The 17,550-nt window shown below is 56.6% G+C and carries 20 protein-coding genes and 1 pseudogene; 11 read left to right on the forward strand and 10 right to left on the reverse strand.

Going from position 1 to position 17,550, the window contains the following annotated elements:
• On the forward strand, positions 1-360 hold a 360-nt coding region (locus tag AC2D8U_RS12405; RefSeq protein WP_484619381.1), incomplete at its 5' end, for a hypothetical protein.
• A gap of 67 nt (positions 361-427) precedes the next feature.
• On the opposite strand, the gene AC2D8U_RS12410 is transcribed toward AC2D8U_RS12405, so the two are convergent.
• Positions 428-802 (reverse strand): glutaredoxin family protein, encoded by a 375-nt coding sequence (locus AC2D8U_RS12410; protein WP_484619382.1) that lies wholly within the window; start codon positions 800-802, stop codon positions 428-430.
• Positions 803-943: 141 nt separating this feature from the next.
• Here AC2D8U_RS12410 and AC2D8U_RS12415 point away from each other — a divergent pair, with 141 nt between their 5' ends.
• Positions 944-1,390, forward strand: coding sequence for a universal stress protein (locus AC2D8U_RS12415; RefSeq protein ID WP_484619383.1), 447 nt, complete (start codon positions 944-946; stop codon positions 1,388-1,390).
• A gap of 71 nt (positions 1,391-1,461) precedes the next feature.
• Here the strand turns inward: AC2D8U_RS12415 and purD are convergent, their stop codons facing one another.
• Positions 1,462-2,745 carry a phosphoribosylamine--glycine ligase gene (gene purD / locus AC2D8U_RS12420; protein WP_484619384.1) on the reverse strand — a complete coding sequence of 428 codons (1,284 nt, stop codon included), beginning with the start codon at positions 2,743-2,745 and terminating at the stop codon, positions 1,462-1,464.
• Positions 2,746-2,969: 224 nt separating this feature from the next.
• Positions 2,970-4,562, reverse strand: coding sequence for a bifunctional phosphoribosylaminoimidazolecarboxamide formyltransferase/IMP cyclohydrolase (purH, locus tag AC2D8U_RS12425; protein WP_484619385.1), 1,593 nt, complete (start codon positions 4,560-4,562; stop codon positions 2,970-2,972).
• 396 nt (positions 4,563-4,958) lie between these two features.
• Between purH and zntR the strand changes: the two genes are divergently transcribed.
• The 4 genes from zntR to AC2D8U_RS12445 all read left to right on the forward strand — a co-directional run bounded on the left by zntR (position 4,959) and on the right by AC2D8U_RS12445 (position 8,072).
• A complete protein-coding gene (gene zntR / locus AC2D8U_RS12430) occupies positions 4,959-5,363 on the forward strand; it encodes a Zn(2+)-responsive transcriptional regulator (protein WP_484619386.1) in 405 nt (134 codons plus the stop codon).
• Positions 5,360-6,604 carry an SO_0444 family Cu/Zn efflux transporter gene (locus AC2D8U_RS12435; protein WP_484619387.1) on the forward strand — a complete coding sequence of 415 codons (1,245 nt, stop codon included), beginning with the start codon at positions 5,360-5,362 and terminating at the stop codon, positions 6,602-6,604. Before zntR ends, AC2D8U_RS12435 begins: the two co-directional genes overlap by 4 nt.
• A 73-nt stretch (positions 6,605-6,677) precedes the next feature.
• The gene (locus AC2D8U_RS12440; RefSeq protein ID WP_484619388.1) at positions 6,678-7,010 is read left to right on the forward strand and encodes a hypothetical protein; all 333 of its coding nucleotides are present in this window, start codon (positions 6,678-6,680) and stop codon (positions 7,008-7,010) included.
• Between the two features lie 210 nt (positions 7,011-7,220).
• Positions 7,221-8,072: a tetratricopeptide repeat protein gene (locus AC2D8U_RS12445; protein WP_484619389.1), complete on the forward strand. Its 852-nt coding sequence runs from the start codon at positions 7,221-7,223 to the stop codon at positions 8,070-8,072.
• A gap of 74 nt (positions 8,073-8,146) precedes the next feature.
• Here AC2D8U_RS12445 and AC2D8U_RS12450 read toward each other — a convergent pair whose 3' ends face one another.
• Positions 8,147-9,043, reverse strand: coding sequence for a LysO family transporter (locus AC2D8U_RS12450; RefSeq protein WP_484619390.1), 897 nt, complete (start codon positions 9,041-9,043; stop codon positions 8,147-8,149).
• A gap of 275 nt (positions 9,044-9,318) precedes the next feature.
• Between AC2D8U_RS12450 and AC2D8U_RS12455 the strand changes: the two genes are divergently transcribed.
• Positions 9,319-9,669, forward strand: coding sequence for a glutaredoxin family protein (locus AC2D8U_RS12455; RefSeq protein ID WP_484619391.1), 351 nt, complete (start codon positions 9,319-9,321; stop codon positions 9,667-9,669).
• Here the strand turns inward: AC2D8U_RS12455 and AC2D8U_RS12460 are convergent.
• Together AC2D8U_RS12460 and AC2D8U_RS12465 are read right to left on the reverse strand one after the other, a co-directional pair.
• Entirely contained in the window at positions 9,666-9,863 is a 198-nt protein-coding gene (locus tag AC2D8U_RS12460; RefSeq protein WP_484619392.1) for a DUF2375 family protein, read from the reverse strand. The genes AC2D8U_RS12455 and AC2D8U_RS12460 overlap by 4 nt on opposite strands.
• A gap of 148 nt (positions 9,864-10,011) precedes the next feature.
• The gene (locus AC2D8U_RS12465) at positions 10,012-10,206 is read right to left on the reverse strand and encodes a DUF2375 family protein (protein WP_484619393.1); all 195 of its coding nucleotides are present in this window, start codon (positions 10,204-10,206) and stop codon (positions 10,012-10,014) included.
• Positions 10,207-10,563: 357 nt separating this feature from the next.
• Between AC2D8U_RS12465 and AC2D8U_RS12470 the strand changes: the two genes are divergently transcribed.
• The 3 genes from AC2D8U_RS12470 to AC2D8U_RS12480 all read left to right on the forward strand — a co-directional run bounded on the left by AC2D8U_RS12470 (position 10,564) and on the right by AC2D8U_RS12480 (position 13,916).
• Complete coding sequence (locus tag AC2D8U_RS12470) at positions 10,564-11,901, forward strand: DEAD/DEAH box helicase (protein WP_484619394.1); 1,338 nt, start codon at positions 10,564-10,566, stop codon at positions 11,899-11,901.
• 287 nt (positions 11,902-12,188) lie between these two features.
• Positions 12,189-12,995 carry a hypothetical protein gene (locus AC2D8U_RS12475; RefSeq protein WP_484619395.1) on the forward strand — a complete coding sequence of 269 codons (807 nt, stop codon included), beginning with the start codon at positions 12,189-12,191 and terminating at the stop codon, positions 12,993-12,995.
• A gap of 138 nt (positions 12,996-13,133) precedes the next feature.
• Positions 13,134-13,916: a hypothetical protein gene (locus AC2D8U_RS12480; protein WP_484619396.1), complete on the forward strand. Its 783-nt coding sequence runs from the start codon at positions 13,134-13,136 to the stop codon at positions 13,914-13,916.
• A 105-nt stretch (positions 13,917-14,021) separates the two neighbouring features.
• On the opposite strand, the gene AC2D8U_RS12485 is transcribed toward AC2D8U_RS12480, so the two are convergent.
• Positions 14,022-14,678 (reverse strand): YiaD family glycine zipper/OmpA-like lipoprotein, encoded by a 657-nt coding sequence (locus AC2D8U_RS12485; protein WP_484619397.1) that lies wholly within the window; start codon positions 14,676-14,678, stop codon positions 14,022-14,024.
• 165 nt (positions 14,679-14,843) lie between these two features.
• Between AC2D8U_RS12485 and AC2D8U_RS12490 the strand changes: the two genes are divergently transcribed.
• Positions 14,844-15,668: a hypothetical protein gene (locus tag AC2D8U_RS12490; RefSeq protein ID WP_484619398.1), complete on the forward strand. Its 825-nt coding sequence runs from the start codon at positions 14,844-14,846 to the stop codon at positions 15,666-15,668.
• Between the two features lie 85 nt (positions 15,669-15,753).
• Here AC2D8U_RS12490 and AC2D8U_RS12495 read toward each other — a convergent pair whose 3' ends face one another.
• From AC2D8U_RS12495 to AC2D8U_RS12505, 3 genes and pseudogenes are all read right to left on the reverse strand, one after another.
• Positions 15,754-16,104, reverse strand: a complete 351-nt coding sequence (locus AC2D8U_RS12495; protein WP_484619399.1) for a ribonuclease E inhibitor RraB — start codon at positions 16,102-16,104, stop codon at positions 15,754-15,756.
• A gap of 98 nt (positions 16,105-16,202) precedes the next feature.
• Positions 16,203-16,424 (reverse strand): annotated as a pseudogene (locus AC2D8U_RS12500) (RNA-binding S4 domain-containing protein); the annotation flags it as partial.
• A gap of 219 nt (positions 16,425-16,643) precedes the next feature.
• Entirely contained in the window at positions 16,644-17,363 is a 720-nt protein-coding gene (locus AC2D8U_RS12505; RefSeq protein WP_484619400.1) for a YebC/PmpR family DNA-binding transcriptional regulator, read from the reverse strand.
• Positions 17,364-17,550 lie beyond the last annotated feature (187 nt).

The following is a 17,550-nucleotide window of genomic DNA, read 5'->3' on the forward strand; positions in this document are numbered from 1 at the left end:
AACGTTAACGTGCTGGGCGATGCCGAGTGGGAGAAGAACGTTAACGTGCTGGGCGATGCCGAGTGGGAGAAGAACGTTACCGCCCTGGGCGACGCCGAGTGGGAGAAGAACCGGGTTAGTGGGGCTCCTGTGCGTGAGCTGAAGCGGATCACGCAAACGGCCGAGGCGGTTTTCCGTCTGGAGAGTCTGGCCTATGGGGACAGGGTGATCTGGTCACTGCCCTGGTGTGGACGCTCGGATTCGGTCTGTTCGGTCCGGCTGGCGGCCGGTGATCGCCTGGCGGTGAGTGCCATTGTTTTGCATCTGGATGGTACCTACAGCGAGCATACGGCGACGGCCAGTATCGAATCGGAGCGGTAATGTCGAACAGCGGTGGCCGGGCGTCGGAGGTGTCGACCACCGGCCACCGGCTCCTCAACCTTAACGATCACTCAGCCTGGGTTGTGCCGAGATAGGTCTGTTCCAGATAGGTGATGATCTCTGAGGATTCATACATCCAGCGGACACCTTGGTCGTTCTCTATTCGCAGGCAGGGCACCATTAGGCGTCCTCCTTGAGCGGCCAACTCTGAGCGGTAGGGCTCACTCTTGGCGTCACGCAGCTCGATGTTGAGGCTGTGTCGGCGCAGTGCACGGCGTACCTTGACGCAAAATGGGCAGGCGGCGTATTGATACAGGCTATAGCCTTGCATGGCCTGATCAAGCTGTTGCTGCTGTTGAGCTGGGCGCCGGGTGCGTTTGGGGGCGAACAGGGCGTTGAGCAGCAGGATCAGGCGACCCAGGATCCATCGAACGAAAAGCATGGTGATCTAGTTCTCATGTGTGCCAAAAGTGGGCGCAGGGTAGCATTTATTTCTGGGGTGACCAAGCCTTGCTGCTCCGCCTTGTATTGGGCTTGGGCTATGCTCATGGGAGTGAAGCCGTGACTATGGGAAGGGGGAAATATGGATGCATATAAGCACATATTGGTGGCTATCGATGTGGATGAGAGCAGCAAGCCGGTGCTCATACGCGCCATCCGTTTGGCTAAGGCGTTTGAGGCCGAACTGAGTGTGGTACATGTAGGGGATGAATTGATCGATCTCAGTGAGCCTCACCCCAAGTTCCAGCCCGTCTTTTGGTACGACTATCATGGTTTATTGACGGATATGAACAAGGAGACTCTGGCCAATTTTGACGCCATGTTGGACGGGATCGATTATCCACTCAAGGAGCGGCTGGTGAAATTTGGCACCATCAGCAATGAGGTGGCCACCTTGGCTGAAGAGAAAGGCTACGATCTGGTGATAGTCGGTCACCACCACTCCTTCTGGCACAGCCTCAGCTCTGACGCAGCCCGCCTGATGCACAAGTGCAACTGTGATGTGCTGGTGGTACCGCTGGGGTCATAGCGTTGAAGTGATAGAGAAAGGCCGCGCTCTTTCTAAGAGTGCGGCCTTTTTCAGCGATAGCGGGTAAGGGCTTAGCCCTGCTGCTCGCGGGCAATGGCGCGGTAGGCGATATCGCGACGGGTGAACATGCCGTCCCAGCTGATCTCATCGGCCAGCTTGTAGGCACGCTGCTGGGCTTCGGTGACGGTATGGCCCAAGGCGGTGGCACACAGCACGCGGCCACCGGTATTGACGATGGCACCGTCTTTCTCGCTGGTGCCGGCGTGGAATACCTTTTCCCCTTCGGCGTAGTCGGTGCGCAGGCCAGAGATGGCAAAGCCCTTCTCGTAGCTGGCCGGGTAACCGCCGGAAGCCAGTACAACCCCGACGGAAGCGCGGGGATCAAACTCGGCGGTCTTCTCATCCAGCTTGCCTGCACAGGCGGCCAGGCACAGTTCCACCATGTCAGACTGCATGCGCAGCATGATGGGCTGGGTTTCCGGATCACCGAAGCGACAGTTGTATTCGATCACTTTTGGCGTGCCATCGGCGTCGATCATCAGTCCGGCGTAGAGGAAGCCCTTGTAGGGATGGCCTTCGGCCTTCATGCCGTCCACGGTAGGACGGATCACTTCCGCCATGATGCGATCGTGAATTTCTGGTGTCACAACCGGAGCCGGGGAGTAGGCGCCCATGCCGCCGGTGTTGGGGCCGGTGTCACCGTCGCCGACACGCTTGTGATCCTGGCTGGTGGCCATTGGCAGGATGTTGTCGCCATCCACCATGACGATGAAAGAGGCTTCTTCACCGGTCAGGAACTCTTCGATCACCACGCGGTGACCGGCATCGCCAAAGGCGTTACCGGCCAGCATGTCTTTCACGGCATCTTCCGCTTCTTTCAGCGTCATGGCGACGATCACGCCTTTACCGGCGGCCAGACCATCGGCCTTGACCACGATGGGTGCACCCATCTCCTGCAGGTAGGCCAGGGCCGGCTCAATTTCGGTGAAGTTCTGGTAGGCACCACTTGGGATGTCGTGGCGCGCCAGGAAGTCCTTGGTGAAGGCCTTGGAGCCTTCCAGCTGGGCTGCTGCCGCGGTGGGGCCGAAGATGGTCAGGCCGGCGGCTTCAAACGCATCCACCACGCCATCAACCAGTGGCTGCTCGGGACCAACGATGGTCAGGGCCACGTCGTTTTCCTGGGCAAACTGTACCAGGGCGTCATTGCCGGACAGGGCTACGTTCTGCAGCTTGGGCTCGGTGGCAGTACCGGCGTTACCCGGCGCAACAAACACGGTTTCCACGTCGGCGTTCTGCGCCACTTTCCAGCCCAGGGCGTGCTCGCGGCCGCCGGAGCCAATGATCAATACTTTCATTCTTTATCCCTTTAAAGGTTCCAGGTGCTAAGTCCCAGAAAGAGCGGTCAACAAGGATATAACCGCTCCTTTTAAATTTGTGCGCTCTACAGATCAGAGCGCAGGATAACGGGATGAGAGGCTAGGAAGGGCAGAGGCGAGATCCCGGAGTTTGCTGTTGCAAATGAGGAGATCGAGCCTCTGCTCTGACAACGCCTATCGCCCGTTAGGCCAGCGTTTCAAACTTAGTGCTTAAAGTGGCGCATCCCGGTGAACACCATCACCATATTGTGCTCGTCGGCGGCAGCGATCACTTCGCTGTCGCGCATGGAGCCACCCGGCTGGATCACGCAGGAGATCCCGGCTTCGGCGGCGGCATCAATGCCGTCACGGAAGGGGAAGAAGGCATCGGAGGCCATCACGGAGCCCGGTACGGTCAGGCCTTCGTCGGCGGCCTTGATCCCGGCGATCTTGGCGGAGTAGACGCGGCTCATCTGGCCAGCACCGACACCCACGGTCATGCCGCCCTTGGCGTAGACGATGGCGTTGGATTTGACGTACTTGGCGACCTTCCAGCAGAACATCAGATCGGTCAGTTCTTCCTGGGTGGGCTGACGCTTGGAGACGACTTTGACATCATCCAGGGTCACCATGCCCTGATCGCGATCCTGCACCAGCAGGCCGCCGTTGACGCGTTTGGTGTCGAACTCTGTGGTCTTGCTGTCCCACTGGCCGCATGCCAGCAGGCGCACGTTCTTCTTCTCAGCGACGATGGCCTGAGCGTCGGCGCTGATCGCCGGGGCGATGATCACCTCGACAAACTGGCGCTCGACGATGGCCTTGGCGGTGTCCGCATCCAGCTCACGGTTGAAGGCGATGATCCCGCCGAAGGCGGAGGTGGGATCGGTCTTAAAGGCACGGTCGTAGGCGTCCAGGATGGACTCACCCAGTGCCACACCACAGGGATTGGCGTGCTTGACGATGACACAGGCCGGTGCATCGAACTCTTTCACGCACTCCAGCGCCGCGTCGGTGTCGGCGATGTTGTTGTAGGACAGGGCCTTACCCTGCAGCTGAGTGGCGGTGGCGACGGAGGCTTCCTGCACGTTCTTCTCGACGTAGAAGGCGGCACGCTGGTGGCTGTTCTCGCCGTAACGCATGTCCTGCTTTTTCTCGAACTGCTGGTTGAAGGTGCGTGGGAACACGGAGTCCTCGTCGCCCTCTTTATTGTCACCGTAGCTTGGCACCATGGTGCCGAAGTAGTTGGCGATCATGCCGTCGTAACCGGCGGTGTGCTCAAACGCGGCAATGGCCAGATCGAAGCGGGTCTGGAAGGTCAGTGAGCCTTCTCCGGCATCCATCTCGCCGATCACCCGGTCATAGTCGTGGGCATTGACCACGATGGTGACGTCTTTGTGGTTCTTTGCGGCGGAGCGCACCATGGTTGGGCCACCGATATCGATGTTTTCCACGGCATCGGCCAGGGTGCAGCCATCACGGGCGACGGTCTGGGCAAAGGGGTAGAGGTTGACGACAACCATGTCGATGGGCTTGATCCCGTGGGTGTCCATGATGGCATCGTCCTGCTCGCGACGACCCAGGATCCCACCGTGTACCTTGGGGTGCAGGGTCTTGACGCGACCATCCATCATTTCAGGGAAGCCGGTGTAATCAGAAACTTCGGTCACGGTCAGACCGGACTCGGCCAGCAGACGCGCGGTACCACCGGTGGACAGCAGTTCAACGCCACGTGCGCTCAGGGCGCGGGCAAACTCAACAATACCGGTTTTGTCGGAGACGCTTAGCAGGGCTCGACGGATCGGGCGGGGTGCGTTCATAGGATACAGATCCTTTATTGAAGGCCATTGGCACGCAACGTTTGACCATTCTGACGGGGCAATACGAGGTCGTGATTTGGCCTAAGGGTGTAAAGAGAAGATATTTCGCCAAACCGGCTGCACCGAACGTGCCGCTTGCCGCGGCAATGAGCTTGGCGAAATACCCTCGATCCTCCCGGTCAAAAGACAACCGGCAGGCGACCCCTGCTTTTGCGCGCGTATTCTACGCAAAAATCGCTTCCAGATCAGCGTTGATTTGTCGAGTTGATTGTTTTTATTTCGAAACAAAGCTTCTATGGAGTGATCGCGGCAAGATAACCTTTGACCTTGGATATAACTCCAGGGTTTACACTGACGATATTGGCGCTCAAACAGCGAATGATAAGAGTGGAAGCGATGTACCGTATTGGAGAGCTGGCGAGGGTTTATCAGTTGAAGGCGGATACCTTGCGCTATTACGAAAAGAGCGGGCTGTTGTGCCCATCGGAGCGCTCTGGAGCCGGGTATCGCCTCTATAGCGAGTCGGATGCGCAAAAGCTGCGCTTTATCCTCAAAGCCAAGGCTGTGGGCTTTACCCTGGCGGAGATCCAGGAGTTGCTGGCTATTGACGCCAACCGCAGTCAGTGGGCTTGCCAGGATGTGAAAGGTTTGGTGGAAGCCAAGGTGGCCCAGATCGAGCAAAAAATGACTGAGTTGACCCAGTTCCGTGATTCTCTGCAGGGGCTGGCCGATGCGTGCTGTGGCGGACCAGAGAGTGCAGAGCATTGTTCTATTCTGGATGCCTTGGAGGTAAGTCAGTGAATACCCTTACTTCCTTGGCGGTTAATTTCCTCGATCTCTTTCTCGACTCGGCGCCCTGGCTGCTGTTGGGGCTGGTGATCGCCGGCCTGATCAAGATGTTTATCCCCATGAGCTGGATGCGCAAGCAGCTAGGCGGCAATGGTGTCTGGCCGACGGTCAAGGCCGCTGTGCTGGGCGCACCTTTACCCCTGTGTTCTTGTGGCGTGATCCCGGCGGCCGTGGGGTTGCGCCGCAGCGGGGCCTCAAAGAGCGCGACCACCGCTTTCCTGGTGGCGACGCCGGAAACCGGGGTGGACTCGGTTTCCGTCTCCTATGTCCTACTCGGGCCTTTTATGGCCATCGTCCGGCCCATTGCCGCGGTGATCTCGGCGATCGTCGCCGGCTTATTGGTCGGACGGGATCATCAGGATGAGAGCAAGTCGGCTGACACGCCACAGCGTATGACCCCGGCCAGGCCCGCAGGGAGATTGATGGATCCGGTGAAGTCATCCTGTTGCAGCAGCCAAGCCGTCGCCGTTAACCAGGAGGCTGCGCCATCTGCCTCATCCTGTTGCAGTAGCAAGGTGGAGACACAGGTCCGGGCCGAGGGGAGCTGTGCCTCGCAGGCGGACACGAAAGAAACGGCCGAAGGCTGTTGTGCTTCGAAAAAGACGGAAGAGGCTTTGCCCGTTGGCGTGCTTAACAAGCTGCGTGCGGGCCTTAAGTTTGCGGCCAATGATCTGGTGCGGGACACCACGCTCTGGTTATTGGTGGGACTGTTTTTCGCCGCGCTGGTGAATACCTTCGTACCGCAGGAGTTTCTGGCCCAGTGGGGCGGTGGGATCCTGGCGATGACCATCATGGTTCTGGTGTCGGTACCCATGTACATCTGCGCCTCGGCCTCGACACCGATTGCCGCAGGCTTCCTGCTGGCCGGGGTCTCTCCCGGTGCGGTGCTGGTCTTTATGATGGCGGGTCCGGCCACCAATATTGCGACCCTCGGGGTGGTGCGCAATGAACTGGGTAAACGGGCCCTGTGGGCGTACCTGGGAGGCGTGATTGGTACGGCCATGCTGTTTGGCTTCCTGGTGGATTGGGCCGTAGCCGAGTTTGGCTTTATCGTGATGCCCATGGTGGGGGATGAGCACCGCCTGTTACCGGATCTGCTGGTGTACCTGAGTGGGATTGTCTTGGCGGTATTGATGATCCGGGCAATGATCAGCACACTGTCGCTGGGCCCAAAGCGTCACGCATCGGCCTGATGGCTCTAGCCATTTATGTCGGCGGCCCTTTGGGCCGCTTTATATATGGCATCGAATATTCCGGAGATGGATGATGAAAAAATTGGCAATGATTGCTGCCCTGTTGGCCAGCACTTCCGCAATGGCGGCTCAGAACACCCTGGATCGCTGTACCCATGGCGAAGAGTCCCGTCTGATCGAGGTCTTGTACCCGACCGGTGAAACCCTGCCGTGCGAAGTGAAATACACCAAGGCCGATGGCGTTTCGACGCCTTGGAAGGCTGCGAACTCTGAAGGCTATTGCGCCAAGAAAGCGGCCGAACTGGTGGAGAAGCATCGAGGCTGGGGTTGGAGCTGTGAGCGTCCGGTCCCGGTACAATTGCCGGAGCTGGGCGAAGAGGAAGCGCCGGTACAATTGCCTGAATAAAGGGCAAAGCCAGGTCATTGTCGCAAACCGCTATCGGTGGCTGCGTCAATCTACAGCGAATTGGAAGGGCGAAGTGTCAAAACACTTCGCCCTTTGTCATTTTTAGCCAGTTCTTGGTGGCGATCATGCTTCTGTTCTTGTTTGCCAGCAGCCTATAGGGGCGAGCATTTGATGTAGGATTGAATAGAACCCAAATGATGAGTGCGCCGGATGAACAAATTAAGATGCCTGTTGGCATGGAGCCTGGCTTTTCTCGCTTGCCTTGGTGCAGCGCAGGAGACCAAGTATTCAGACCTACCGATGTACGACAAGCCCTTTATGGAGCGCTATGTTCTGGATGAGCTGAAGGAGTTGCGCATCGAGCAGCGGGATCTGGAGCGGCGGATGATCATCGAGATCACCGAGCGTGAGCTAGCAGTGGCTGACAAGTCCCTTAATTACGTCAACATTACCATGACCTATTTCTTCTATATCATCGCTGGTGTGGCGTCCTTGATGGCGATGATCGGCTGGCAGTCCTTGCGCGAGTTAAAGGCCAACACCACCAAGATGGCGGAAACTCAGTTACGGGATGTGACCGAGCAGTATGAGAAGAAACTCAAGGCGTTAGAGTTGGAGCTTAAGCGGAAGACGCGCAATATCAGTGACAACAACAAAGAGATTGAGCGGATCAATGAGGTGCACAACCTCTGGCTGCGGGCACAGAGTAGCCAGACGCCAGAGCAGAAGATTGAGGTGTACGATGAGATCTTGAAGATCCGCCCTGGCGATCTGGAAGCTTTGACCTATAAAGCGGATGCGGCGATGGAGATCCGTGAGTTCCACTGGGCACTGAGCCTGTGTAACCGGGTCTTGGAGGTGGACGATACCAATGCCCACGCCTTGTACCAGCGGGCTTGTGCCTATGCTTGCCTGGGGGTGGAGGAACAGGCGATCTCCGATCTGGAGCGCGCCATTATGGGGAGCGCCTCCTTACGTGAACTCGCATCGGAAGAAGCGGATTTTGAGATGCTCAAAGGCAATGAGCGTTTCGAATTGCTGATGGAACAGCATGATGGATAAAGTCGTGGCCCATTAGCCTGCCGACAGGCTGACGCGGTTTAAAGGGGCTGGCTTTGCCAGCCCCTTTCAATTTTTTACCCCAGTGATAGGAAGAAGGGGATCAGGATGGGTCCTGCCAGTGAGAGCAGGAAGCCGGAAACAATGGCTGTTGGCACAACCTGGGCTCCGCCGCTCTTTTGCAGTACCGGCAAGGTGAAGTCCATGGCAGTGGCACCACTGTAGCCGACGGCGCGGGCTGGCGACTGACGGATCAGCAGGGGGATCAGGATGATGGCGATCAGCTCGCGACACAGGTCGGCCAGGAAGGCGACCGAGCCCAGTACCGGGCCTAATTCGGCGCTGATCAGGATCCCGGACAGGGAGTACCAGCCCATGCCTGAGGCCAGGGCTAAGCCATGATTGATCGGCAACCCCAACAACCCGGCCGTAATGGCACCGGCAGTCAGGCTGGCGATCATCACCAGGGCGGCGATCGCCAAGCCGCGGGGATTGAGCAAGATCTGTCGCCAGGTCATCTTGCTGGCGCGCATCTGGATACCGATCAGAAGTAGCAGGAGCATCAAGATGGCGTTGGCCCCGGATTCGATCCAGTGCACCGGAACCGAGAACAGCAGGCCAATGAACACGCCAGCCAGGACGACACCGGCTAACTGCAAAGATTCCAGCACCAGGGTCAGCTTGCGGATATCTCCCTGGGCCTTGTCCAACATCAGTGGCCACTTCTTGTCGACGAGGGGGAGCAGTAGCAGGTTGGCCAGCAGGGTTAGGCCAACCAGAATGACGGTGATCTGAGCGATGACACCGATCTCTCCAGCCAGGTTATCCATGCCTCCGAGGCCAATGCCCATTAGCAGCAGGATCAGGTAAACGATCCCGGTCAGGCTGCGATCGATGGCTTTGAGCAGCGCAGCGTGCCGTAGCTGGATGAGGTAGCCGGCAAATAGGGGTAATAGAATGATCAGTGCGTCCAAGGTGGCAACCCATTGGTGAAACAGGCGCAAAAGCCTACCAAGCCAGGCTCAGTAAGGCGAATTTTTGCTGGGGCCAATAACAAGCTATGAGCCATGGGGGAGGTTGTGGCTCCCGGAAGCGGTAAGGTTTGTCATTTAAGGGCTGGCGTGGCATTCGCTTCGAGCCGTGGTGGCGAGCCGGGCGAATAAATGGGAGGGCGGAAAGGCGTTAGCACTGGACTGCTTTTCGGGTTTTCGGTCTAATGCTTTGGCCGTACGGTGGATAGGAGCAATCGATGCGATCAAAGGTGCTACGTTTTCTGATATTTTTTGGCTTGCCGGTGGCGTTTATTGCCGGAGCGATTTACCAGTTGGGCGCGGGCAATCGATTCGCAGAGGAGCTCAATGAAAAGTATGAGAGTGATGTGGTGTTTTACAGTGCGAGCTGGTGCGGGGTCTGTGACCATGCCAGGGCGTATCTGACGGCCGGTGGGTATAATTTTGTTGAGCTGGATATGGAGCAGGATCCGGATGCAGGCCGCGAGTTCGCTCAATTTGGTGGTCATGGGGTGCCTTTCCTGGTGATCCGGGGCCATACGATGCGAGGCTTTCACCAGCAGAGAATTGAACAGATAATGCGGGATTAATCCAGGCGTTCGCCGATCATATTGAGCACCTCCACATTGCCACCCAGGATGGCGATGATGGACTTCTCTCCCTTGAAGGAGGGGGGCAAAACGACTCGACCAGAGGGTCCGATGTCCAGATCGGTAAGCAGGGCTTTTTCCATAACCAGGGAGTCTGGTTCGAAATAGAGCACGGTGACGTCTTTGGCGATCATAAGCGCTGTCCTCAAAATCCTTTTTAAGGTGCGTCAAACTGCCGATTGTTCTTCTCTAGTCTGACAGATTAACTTCTTGAGAAGAGTTTACCGGTCAAATGTGCCTGTGTGAACAAAAAAACACCGGCTTGCTCCATGTCTGAGAGCCTTAATAGCGATCACCCACCATATCCAACACTTCGACCGAACCCTTTAGGACGGCGACGATCACCTTTCCGGCGCGAAACTCATTGGGCAAGATCACCCGTCCCCCAGCCCCAACGGGTAAATTTGAAAGCACGGCTTTGTGCATATTGAGAGAGACATCGCTGTCAAAGAACAATACGGTAATGCAGGAATCCATTCCTTACCTCCGATAGAAAACAGTGTTGTGGGTGTTTCTCATTTCCCGTGCCGTCGATGTTATCGAGCTTGCCTGCGAAGGAATACTTTTGTTTTCAATGCAAAAGCTAACTATCTTGCGAGACTTTTTCGATGTGTTTGTGTCAACGGGGGAGTCTCTCTTTGTCATCGCCTGTAGGACACAATGCAGGTGTACCTCAGGGCTCTAGCCCTTCAGGCGCGGAGGGGTTGGCGGGGTATCGGGAAAATCGATCCCGTTAAGGCTGCTTTGCGGAAATTGGGTTCAATTTCCGCAAAGCAGCCAGTTCGCGGTTAGAATTGGTATAATCGCGCTTTTAACCCATCGACGGAGCCTTCCTTGCACTTTTCCGAATTGGCGCTGGACCGACGCCTGTTAGCCACGGTGGCACACTTGGGCTTCTCCCAAGCCACTGAGATCCAACAAAAAGCCATTCCTGCGGCCATTGCCGGTAAAGATCTGCTGGCCTCCTCTCGCACTGGCTCTGGCAAGACATTGGCCTTCCTTTTGCCAGCGATGCAGCGCCTGATTAAAAACAAGGCGCTGTCGAAAAAGGATCCTCGCGTATTGATCCTGGCACCGACCCGGGAGCTGGCGAAGCAGGTCTACGGCCAATTACGCCTGGTGGTGGCCAACACCCAGTTCAAGAGTGAGCTGATTCTGGGCGGAGAAGATTTTAACCAGCAGAGCAAGGCGTTGGCCCGGGATCCCCACTTTGTCGTGGCCACGCCGGGGCGCTTGGCGGATCATCTGGAGCATGGCCACCTCTATCTGCATGGCCTTGAGATGCTGATCCTGGATGAGGCGGATCGCATGTTGGACCTGGGGTTTGCCAAGCAACTTAAGGCGATCCACAAAGCCGCTGATCATCGGAAACGTCAAACCCTGATGTTCTCCGCCACCCTGGATCATGCTCAGGTCAGTGAATTTGGCGCCGAGTTGCTGCAGACACCCGCCCGGATCCGGATCGATGCGGAGGCGCAGATCCATGCCGATATTCACCATCGCTTCCTGTTTTCCGATCATCTGGATCATAAGGAAGCTCAGCTTAAGGCGCTGCTGGAAAAGCAGGACTTCACTCAGCTGATCCTCTTTACCGCGACCCGGGGCGATACCGATCGTCTGGCTGACTTGGTAAAACAGTGGGGCTATACGGCTCTCGCCCTGTCCGGGGAGCTGAATCAGGCCGGTCGTAACCAGATCATGCAGGAGTTCGCCAGCGGTAAGGCGCAGATCCTGATCACAACAGACGTGGCCAGTCGGGGATTGGATATTGCCCGGGTTTCCCATGTCATCAACTTTGACCTGCCCAAGCATGCCGAAGAGTATGTGCACCGGGTGGGACGGACCGGCCGTGCCGGTGCCAAGGGAGATGCCTTGTCTCTGGTGGGGCCGAAAGACTGGAAGAGCTTTAAGCAGCTCGAAGGCTTTTTGGACCAGGAGCTGGCGTTTGAGGCCTTGTCCGGATTGGAAGCCAAGTTCAAGGGCTTTGTGATCCGGGAGAAGGGGACCAAGGTCCAGTCCAGCGATAAGCCAGGCAAGGCGCAAGCCAAGCCATCCAAACGTGGGCCGCAGAAGGTGAAGAAAAAGTTTGCCTTTAAACTCACCGATGTCGGTGACGCGCCGATGAAACTGAAGAAGAAGCCCAAGCCTTTGGTGGACGAAACCGAAGAGTGACGCCAGTAACGCCTCCAATCTTGGGGGCGTTTTTAATTGGCCTGCTTCTCTTATACCGCCCATTCTTGCCGCTTTGGTTGGAGTCTTTACCTGGGCCTGACGATGCGGGCGTCGGGTTGTATCCATGCCGACATGCCTATCGGCGACCCGTTTTATCTGGCACTCGTTATCGCGTCATAAAATTCGGTGTTCATGGTACTAAGTCAGTGAAAAGGAATGAAACATTTGCGCTTTAACTCTGCTATCGTGCGGCCAAATTGTTTGGGTATCGCGGTTCAGAGGCTGGGTTGGACGTACTACTGTTCGCAAAAATTGGGATAGCCGTGGTCGTGGTCGTGGGGTTAGCCCGAGTGGCGGAACAGGTTGGCCCCGACTGGGCCGGTGTTTTATCCGGCTTTCCTTTGGGCACGGCTATTGTGCTTTTTTTCTATGGGATAGAACAGGGGGCGGATTACGCCTCACAGGCTGCTTACTACGGCCTGATCGGCCAAGTTGCGACAACTGGGTTTGTCGTGATCTACACCCTGGCTGCTTACCGTATGCCCCAGCGATCCTGGTGGCCTCTGATCTTGGCACTGGTGGGCCTGTTCAGCCTGGCCGCACTCGGTCAGTCTCTGCCACCATTGGGGGCTTGGGGCGTGCTTCTGGCGACGGTCAGCGCCGTTCTTGCAATACGGCTATTGCGCAGTGTCCCCGAACCCAGATTTGTTGCCGCAGCACCAGGCTGGTGGCTGTTATGGGCTCGTGCGGGATTGGCGGCGATGCTGGTGGTACTGATCACTTCGGCGGCATACTGGCTTCCTCATCAATGGGCCGGGGTGATGGCATCTTTTCCTCTGGTCTTGTTTCCCCTGATGCTGTTATTGCAACTGAGCTATGACAACCGCCCAGCCATGGTACTGGCGAAGAATTTTCCCTACGGCCTGGGCAGCCTGATCCTTTACACGGTGTCGGTTGCGCACCTCTATCCCAAGATCGGACCCCTTGCTGGAACGCTGCTTTCGTTCTTTGTGGCCGGCATTTATCTCTGGTTATTCACCTTGTGGCGACGTGCTCGGGTGCAAGGGCTTATTAATTTGCGTCCGGTCCGCTGAATCTAGTCAATTCGGGGTTTGTTGATGGAGGGCCTTAAGGGGATCATCTGTGTTTGAACACTGAGCGTATGTTTGTGAATGGTCGTTGACCAATGCCCTGTGGTGCTGTTGTCCAAGAGAGTGGTGATGGATCTTTTATTGATAACTAAAGTGTTGGTGGCCGTCGGCATGGTGATTGGACTGGCCCGAATTGCTGAACGGGTTGGCCCGGAATGGGCAGGGGTCCTGTCTGGTTTGCCTCTTGGGATTGCCCTGTTGCTGTTTTTTTACGGCATTGAGCAAGGGACGGACTATGCTTCTCGCTCGGCCTATTATGGCCTGATAGGCTTGGTCGTGAGCCTGGGGTTTGTTGTGATCTATACCCATTCAGCTCAGCGTTTTGCTTGGCGTTCCTGGTGGCCCATGGTACTGGCCATACTGGGTTACCTGGCTTTAGGGGCTCTGGCGCAGAAGTTACCGTCCATGGGGGCTTGGGGCGTAGTCTGGGCCATCATTGGTACCTTGGTGGCGATCCGTCTGCTGCGCCCAATCGCGGATCCGAGTTTTACGGCGGTGACTCAGAAACCCTGGATGGTGTGGGCCCGTGCTGGCCTGGCTGCCCTGTTGGTCGTGGCGTTTACCGGGCTGGCAAACTGGCTTCCGCCCAAATGGGCCGGTCTCCTGGCCTCCTTCCCCCTGATCTTGTTCTCTTTGATGCTTTTGATGCAGATTAGCTATGACAACAAGCCGGCCATGGTGTTGGCCAAGTATTTTCCCTTTGGGGTCGGCAGTCTGATCATCTATACCCTGGCGGTTGCACTGCTTTATCCCAGGCTGGGCGTTATGGGGGGGACCCTGGCTTCTTTTGCTCTGGCCGGGCTTTACCTGCTGATCTATGCCCGTTGGCGTCGTATTCGTCGCCGCATTGGTCGCATGCGTTAGGGGGGATCTCCATAAAGCGGGGCGACTTTTCAGTCCGGCTTTAGCACTGTGCATTAAAAAGCCCCTGCTTTGTAAAAGGCAGGGGCTTTGTTCTATGGGTTGGATTTAGCCGCGGGGGGTCAGGACGATCTCTACCCGGCGATTTTGGGCCTGTCCATCCTTGGTCTGGTTGCTGGCGATCGGTTGATCCGGCCCTGCTCCCTGAGTCGCCATACGGCTTACAGAGATATTTTGGCGAAGCAGTTCGGTAGCAACGGATTCGGCCCGTTCTTTGGACAGGCGCATGTTCAGGTCCCGGCTGCCTGTGCTGTCGGTGTGGCCAGTGATGCGCAGATCGGTTTGGTCAAACTCCTGAACCACCATGGCAACGCCCTGCAGGGTGTTGATGGCAGGCAGCTTCAGCTTGGCGCTGCCGACATCAAAGGTCAGGCTGTTGGGCATGATCAACTGGATATTGTCACCATGACGGGCCACGGAGACGCCTGTGCCAGCAAGCTTTTCACGCAGCTGGGCTTCCTGGCGATCCATGTAGTGGCCGATCCCGCCCCCCAGGGCAGCACCGGAGGCGGCGCCGATCAGAAGGCCCTTTTTGCGGTCACCACGGGAAGAGCTGGCGGCTCCGATCAGGGCACCGCCGACAGCGCCCATTACGGCGCCGGAAGTGGCGTTGGAGGTTTTTTTCTCGCCGGTGTAGGGATCGGTGCTGGCGCAGCCGGAGATCAGCAGGGCGGCGAGAGAGGCCGCAATCAAATGCTTTTGCATGGGTGTCCTCAAAGTCGGGTTGTATGGGGGCAATAGTGTGCCATCAGGATACTGTACTGAACATGTTTGCTTAGCAGAATCATGACGGCTTGTTACCACTCTAAGCGACAGATTAATCCCAAAGTTCTACCTTTCATACAGATTTCATCACAAAGAGTGAGTGCCATGCCCCTCTTCTTTGCGGTTCTTTTGCTGCTGGCGGCGCCTGTTCAGGCCGCGACCATGGTACCCGATGTCAGCATTCGGGTTGGTGGATTCTGGGCTTCGGTGGACTCCAGTTTCGGTGCCAGGGTGCCGGAGCTGGGTATTGCCCGGGAGATCGATTTTGAATCGGATCTTGGGCTGGAGGAGTCCAAGTTCAGTCCCATGCTGGAGGTCGCTTATCGCTTCAATGAGCGACATTTGATGGCGATGAATTACATCACTTTGCATCGTAATGCCGTCAGCCGTGAGGTGAATCGGGGATTTGAGTTTGACTGGGAAGGGGAGACGTATCGGATCGACAGTGGCTCCCTGATCCGCTCTGAACTGGATATCGATATCTACCAGCTCTATTACGGCTATACCTTATGGCAGAAAGAGGCGCTGAGCTTGGTGGGTACTCTGGGGATCCATGTGATGGATATCCAGGCACAGCTTGATGGTGAATTGGCTTTGATTGGGGATTCGCAGCAAGAGCAACGGCTTGAGAGTGTGGAGGAGAAGCTGACGGCCCCGTTACCCGATCTGGGCCTGGTGGGGCATTGGCTGATCACTCCCAAATGGGAAGCGGTGCTCTCGGCTCAGTATTTCGCCGTGAAGTTCGACGACTATCGAGGGCGTCTGGTGGATTTGCGGGCCCAGCTCAATCGAAAGCTCGGCAAGCAGTGGGAGTTTGGCGTGGCCTGGCAGTATTACCGATTGACGGTGGACCATGATCGCAGCGCCTCGGACATCGACCTTCGTTTTTCCTACCAGGGGCCAACCCTGCTGCTGCAATATCAGTTCTGATTGGGCGGGTGCTGGAGCCTGTCCGCTTAATCAACAAAGCCCCCGTTGAACGGGGGCTTTGTGATGGCTTGGGCGAAACAAGGATTTACTCGTCTTCGTCCAGATCCTCTTCCGGCTCGAGCATGCCCCAGCCGTCCAGCTTGCCCTTGAAGGGCTTGCACAGGGCAGCCAGTTTGGCCTCGATGGCGCAGATGGCGTCATATTCAGGCACCATTTCGGCCTGCAGGCGCAGTTCCCACTGGCCGGTCTCTTCGGAGCGGTTCAAGAACAGACCGGCATCCGGGAAAGCCTCTTTTGCCGCATCGGCACTGAGCTGGCCCTGTTTTTCACTGCCGAACAGCACATAGAAATCCAGCATATGGCTCTGGGAGAGATCGATCCCTTCGCCTTGCATCAGCTCAAGCAGTTCGCCATTGGCGTCGTTTGGAAATGACATGAAAAGATCCTTTAAAACTTAATACTGGGCCGGCCTTTGGGTTTGGCAGGCTTCGCGGGCTTAGCGTGTTTTTTCGGGGCTTCACTGGCAGGACGGCTGCTGGCGGTGATCATCACGGACTCTTCACCGAATATCACGTTGTCACCAGCCACCAGCTTGCGACGCCGTCGGGTTTCCACCTCATGGTTGACCAGTACATGGCCTTCGTCGATCACCATCTTGGCTTCGCTGCCGGCACCGACCCATCCTTCGATCTTCAGTACCTTGTACAGCTCTATGTATTCATCGCCCGGGTTCAACTCCAAAACGGCCGTGGACATGGGTAACACCTCAAAAACGAATATGGCGGGATTATAGCGATTTTCTCGCAGTGATGTGTTTTTTGCCGGTCTCTCTATGACAAAACCCCCGGACTTATGCCCAGGGGTTTGATTCTTGCCATCAGCTATCCGCTATCAGCTATCAGCTATCAGCTATCAGCTATCAGCTATCAGCTATCAGCTATCAGCTATCAGCTATCAGCTATCAGAGGAGTTCGATCACAGTTCGGCGTTGTGATAAACGTTCTGTACGTCGTCGCAGTCTTCCAGCATCGCCTGGAACTTCTCGAATGCCGCCAGATCCTCTTCACCCTCGATCTTGGTGTAGGTCTGGGGAACGAAGGTGATCTCTTCCATCTCGAACTTGATGTCCGGCATGGCGTTGGTCAGAGAGGTCTTCACCTTGAAGTACTCGGTGTGCGGAGCGAAGACGGTGGTCATGCCATCTTCCACTTCTACGTCGGTCACATCGACGTCGTCCATCATCAGGATCTCCAGGATCCCATCTTCATCATCGCCGGCAAAGGCAAAGATGGCTTGATGATCAAACATGTGGGCAACGGTGCCCGGACCGCCCAATTTGGAGTCGGTCTTAACGAAGCACTGACGTACTTCGGCAAAGGTACGCTTGTTGTTGTCGGTCAGGCAGTCGACGATCACCATGCAGTTGCCCGGACCAAAGCCTTCGTAGCGGGCGGCTTCATAATCTTCACCGGCACCACCTTTGGCTTTTTCGATCGCCTTCTCAATTACGTGAGAGGGCACCTGCTCTTTCTTCGCGCGTTCAATCAGGCTACGCAGCGCCAGGTTAGCGTCGGGATCCGGGGTGCCGTTCTTGGCCACGACGTAGATCTCTTTACTGTACTTGGAGTAGACCTTGGTTTTTGCACCGGCGGTCTTGGCCATGGAGGCCTTACGAACTTCAAAACTGCGTCCCATCGGGATCCTCGTGCTCAAAGTGGGTTCAATCGATATTGGAGCAAGAGTTTACCAGTTAGGCGGAAGAGGGCAAATCTGCTCCAGTGGATGGAGCCCAAATATGCGGGTTGGGTGCCCCTGGCCATTTCATTTTCTGGCGGCTCCCCATTGATCGGCAGGCATGACACAGAACCACGCATGGTCATGT

This window comes from Ferrimonas sp. YIN67, assembly GCF_057219095.1.

Bases quoted from the DNA above. Each gene is read 5' to 3' on its own strand.
- AC2D8U_RS12465 (WP_484619393.1), bottom strand. From the start codon at position 10,206: ATGGATTCCTGCATTACCGTATTGTTCTTTGACAGCGATGTCTCTCTC.
- AC2D8U_RS12505 (WP_484619400.1), bottom strand. From the start codon at position 17,363: ATGGGACGCAGTTTTGAAGTTCGTAAGGCCTCCATGGCCAAGACCGCC.
- purD (WP_484619384.1), bottom strand. From the start codon at position 2,745: ATGAAAGTATTGATCATTGGCTCCGGCGGCCGCGAGCACGCCCTGGGC.
- AC2D8U_RS12415 (WP_484619383.1), top strand. From the start codon at position 944: ATGGATGCATATAAGCACATATTGGTGGCTATCGATGTGGATGAGAGC.
- AC2D8U_RS12410 (WP_484619382.1), bottom strand. From the start codon at position 802: ATGCTTTTCGTTCGATGGATCCTGGGTCGCCTGATCCTGCTGCTCAAC.
- AC2D8U_RS12495 (WP_484619399.1), bottom strand. From the start codon at position 16,104: ATGTCATTTCCAAACGACGCCAATGGCGAACTGCTTGAGCTGATGCAA.
- purH (WP_484619385.1), bottom strand. From the start codon at position 4,562: ATGAACGCACCCCGCCCGATCCGTCGAGCCCTGCTAAGCGTCTCCGAC.
- AC2D8U_RS12440 (WP_484619388.1), top strand. From the start codon at position 6,678: ATGAAAAAATTGGCAATGATTGCTGCCCTGTTGGCCAGCACTTCCGCA.
- AC2D8U_RS12485 (WP_484619397.1), bottom strand. From the start codon at position 14,678: ATGCAAAAGCATTTGATTGCGGCCTCTCTCGCCGCCCTGCTGATCTCC.
- AC2D8U_RS12490 (WP_484619398.1), top strand. From the start codon at position 14,844: ATGCCCCTCTTCTTTGCGGTTCTTTTGCTGCTGGCGGCGCCTGTTCAG.
- AC2D8U_RS12460 (WP_484619392.1), bottom strand. From the start codon at position 9,863: ATGATCGCCAAAGACGTCACCGTGCTCTATTTCGAACCAGACTCCCTG.
- AC2D8U_RS12455 (WP_484619391.1), top strand. From the start codon at position 9,319: ATGCGATCAAAGGTGCTACGTTTTCTGATATTTTTTGGCTTGCCGGTG.
- zntR (WP_484619386.1), top strand. From the start codon at position 4,959: ATGTACCGTATTGGAGAGCTGGCGAGGGTTTATCAGTTGAAGGCGGAT.
- AC2D8U_RS12445 (WP_484619389.1), top strand. From the start codon at position 7,221: ATGAACAAATTAAGATGCCTGTTGGCATGGAGCCTGGCTTTTCTCGCT.